This window comes from Cupriavidus consociatus, from assembly GCF_017814975.1.
In the GTDB taxonomy this organism is placed as follows: domain Bacteria; phylum Pseudomonadota; class Gammaproteobacteria; order Burkholderiales; family Burkholderiaceae; genus Cupriavidus; species Cupriavidus consociatus.
In genome coordinates this window covers 1-3,136 of the sequence record NZ_JAGIQA010000098.1, presented here as the reverse complement: position 1 = coordinate 3,136, position 3,136 = coordinate 1, and the positions used below count along the sequence as shown (strand labels likewise).

Genomic DNA, 3,136 nt, shown 5'->3' with positions numbered 1-3,136 from the left:
GGGGCGGAATTTACGATGCCGGTGGCTAAGTAGTGGGATTGGTTTGTGGGTTCTTTGCTGCGGCTGACATCTGGTAGCGGCGTGGTAGGAACGCCTTCGGCTGCTGGCGCGGGTCGTAATGAGTCATGCGGTTTGCGGATTGCCGGTGGTTGCCTGGCGATAGGCCCGCGGCGTGGCCGCCTCGGCCTTGTTCCAGCAGGCGCGAAAGGCCTGCACGCTGGCGAAGCCGCTCTTCAACGCAATTTCCTCCACGGCCAGGCTCGATGACGTCAGCAGTTTGCGCGCGCGCGCCATGCGCAGAGTGAGCTGGTATTGCTTGGGCGTCAGGCCGGTTTCCTCATGGAAGATGCGGGACAGGTGCCGCACGCTGATGGCGAAGCGGTCGGCGAAGTGCGGGTCGGTGACATTGGCGTCCAGCTCGCGCGCGATCGCGTCCTGCACCGCATGCACCAGAGCGTTGCCATGCGAGCGCGCGCGAAATTGCGGCGCCAGCTGCGGATCGCCGCTGAAGCGGCGGAAGGGCACGACGTTGTCGCGCGCGACGGCGATGGCGGCATCGTCGCCATAGGCGTCGGCGACCAGCCGCAGCGCGAGGTCGATGCCAGAGGCCACGCCGGCCGACGTCCACACATTGCCATCGCGAACGAAGACCCTGTTGTCCACGACCGACGCGGCGGGGTGCCGCGCGCGCAGGCGGCGGGTGTGCACATGGTGGGTGGTGCACAGGCGGCCGTCGAGCAGGCCGGCGGCGCCCAGCAGAAAGGCGCCGGTGCAGACGGCGGCGACCTGTACGTCGGCATTCCTGCCGTCGGCGAAAGTTTCCCTGAGCCACGCAGCGCTATCGCGCCACGCCGGCGAACTCGTCAGCGTGTCCAGAAGTTTGCTGCCGATGGCCAGCACCACGTCGCCGGGCGCCACGCGCACGGGCAGCCGTTCGACCTGGCCCAGCGCCGGTCCCTGGAACGAAGTCACGCTCGAATGCGGTCCGATGCATCGGACCCGCAGTGGTGCGATGCCCAGCTCCGCTACGCTGGACAGGATCTGTAGCGGGCCGCCGAGGTCGAGCATGTGGACGTTGGGCAGCACCAGCAAATAAGCGTTGGTCATCGCGGCAAGGAAAGATCGAGCGGTCCGATGCCGCCATTCTCGCGCGCTCGGGGCGCGTCGTGACAGTGATGGCTGAAAATTTGCTTTTCTGGTCCGCGGCATTGCCGTGGCGGCAGCACGGCGTTGCTTAGCATGTCGGCAGTCCCGCACGATAGAAGAACCGAGGAACCGCCATGACCCGCACCCGCATCCCCGCCATCACTCTCGCGCTGGTAGCCATCGGCTTTGCCGCGATGTTCGTCTCGACCGCGGTGAAGGGCCTGTACCAGGTGTACTTCGTCGACCTCGCCGCCCACTTCGGCCAGGGCCGCGCGCAGTTCGCCTGGTCCGGCAGCGTGTTCATGCTGGCGACGGGACTGATGTCGCCGGTGGTCGGCGCACTGAGCGATCGCGTCGGGCCGCTGCGCACGGCGGCCGCCGGAGCATTGGCCGCGGGGCTGGCGCTGGGCAGCGTGGCGTGGTGGCACCAGTCGCTCGCATTCTTCGTGCTGGCGTTCGGGCTGGCGGGCGCGTTCGGATTGGCGGCGATGACGTTCGTGCCGATGGGCATCCTGGTCGATCGCCTGTTCGAGGAGCGCAGGAAGGGCCTGGCCTACGCGGTCGTGACGAACGGTACCGCGATCGGATTTATCGTGCTGTCGCCGCTGTGGATCTGGCTGCAGCCGCAGGCGGGATGGACCACGGCGTTCGGCGTGGCGGGTGTGGTGTTCGCGCTGCCGGTGGCTGGTGCGCTGTGGCTGGCCTCGCGGCGGGAGCCGCGATCCGCGCCGGCGCCGCAGGTGGTGCAGGTCTCGGCATGGGCGGTGGTCCGGCGCGATCCGGTCTTCTATGCGCTGGCAGCGGGCTTCTTCGGCTGCGGCGCGACCATGGCCTTCATCGACGTGCACCTGGTGGCCTACTGGCAAGGGCAAGGTGTGCCGCGGCTGGCGATGGGTAGCGCGCTGAGCACGCTTGGCGTGCTGGAACTGGCCAGCGGCATCGTCTCGGGCGCGCTGGCGTTGCGGTGGGACAAGCATCGCCTGCTGGCAGGATTCTATGCGCTGCGCTCGCTGTCGATGGTGCTGCTGCTGGTGCCGGGCCTTGGCGTGCTGCCTTTCGCGATGGGCTTCGGCGCCAGCTACCTGGGCACGGTGATCCTGACCTCGATGTTCTGCTTCGAGCGCTATGGCAGCCGGATCAAGGGCAAGGTGTTCGGGCTGCTGTTCCTGGGCCACCAGATCGGCGCCTTCCTGACGGTGCAGCTGGGCGCGTGGTCGTTCGATGCCACGCGCAGCTACTACCACACCATCGTCGCGCTGGTCGGGATCACGCTGTGCTCGGCGGCGTGTTCGTGGTTCGGGCTGCGCCGTGCGGGGGCGTTGCCGGTGGAGGACGATGGCCAGGCGCAGGCTGCGCCGAGCCGCTGAATCGGCGCCATGTTGCTGAAGCTTCTGCTGATGACCGCCACGCTGGCTCCGCTGGTGGCGGCCGCGTGCACGATACCGTGCCCGCGGCCCGTGCGGATCGCCGCACTCTCGGTGCTGGCGCTCGCCGGCACCGCCATGCTTATGCTGGACCCGCTCGCCACCGCGCTGGCACGTGTGGACGGCGGCCTTTCCGCTTCCGGCTGCGGCGGCTGAGGCCGGCTTGTCGCCGGTCAGCACCGGACGATGGCGCGTTCCCTATGATTCCGATGCCGTGCCCGCCGGGCACGGGCGCCGAATGTGATGTCTGCGTGTTGCGGCAGGCGTAAACTAGCGCGCTTTTTCCGGGCCGCCGCCAAGGCAGAAGCGGGCGCCCCGGCCACTGCTGCAGGAGTCTGAATGAGTTTGTTCCGCACCAAGGACATCGAAGCGATGCTGGCCGTCGCGCGCGATGACGGCCTCAAAAAGGTGCTGGGTCCGGTTGACCTGGTGATGATGGGGATCGGCGCCATCATCGGCACCGGGATTTTCGTGCTGACCGGCACCGGTGCGCTGACCGCCGGGCCGGCGCTGACCGTGTCCTTCGTCATCGCCGCGCTGGCGTGCGGCTTTGCCGCGCTGTGCTA

The 3,136-nt window shown here is 68.3% G+C and carries 3 protein-coding genes and 1 pseudogene; 3 read left to right on the top strand and 1 reads right to left on the bottom strand.

Annotated elements, in window-relative coordinates; genetic code table 11:
* Positions 1–123: 123 nt before the first annotated feature.
* The gene (locus J8I82_RS37430) at positions 124–1,107 is read right to left on the bottom strand and encodes a GlxA family transcriptional regulator (RefSeq protein ID WP_209765627.1); all 984 of its coding nucleotides are present in this window, start codon (positions 1,105–1,107) and stop codon (positions 124–126) included.
* A gap of 173 nt (positions 1,108–1,280) precedes the next feature.
* Between J8I82_RS37430 and J8I82_RS37425 the strand changes: the two genes are divergently transcribed.
* The 3 genes and pseudogenes from J8I82_RS37425 to J8I82_RS37415 form a co-directional block, all read left to right on the top strand.
* Positions 1,281–2,513, top strand: a complete 1,233-nt coding sequence (locus J8I82_RS37425) for an MFS transporter (protein ID WP_209765625.1) — start codon at positions 1,281–1,283, stop codon at positions 2,511–2,513.
* A gap of 9 nt (positions 2,514–2,522) precedes the next feature.
* Entirely contained in the window at positions 2,523–2,726 is a 204-nt protein-coding gene (locus J8I82_RS37420) for a hypothetical protein (RefSeq protein WP_209765623.1), read from the top strand.
* Positions 2,727–2,909: 183 nt separating this feature from the next.
* Positions 2,910–3,136 (top strand): annotated as a pseudogene (locus tag J8I82_RS37415) (amino acid permease); the annotation flags it as partial.

Coding starts and splice junctions, on each gene's coding strand:
- J8I82_RS37430 (WP_209765627.1), bottom strand. CDS start 1,107: ATGACCAACGCTTATTTGCTGGTGCTGCCCAACGTCCACATGCTCGAC.
- J8I82_RS37425 (WP_209765625.1), top strand. CDS start 1,281: ATGACCCGCACCCGCATCCCCGCCATCACTCTCGCGCTGGTAGCCATC.
- J8I82_RS37420 (WP_209765623.1), top strand. CDS start 2,523: ATGTTGCTGAAGCTTCTGCTGATGACCGCCACGCTGGCTCCGCTGGTG.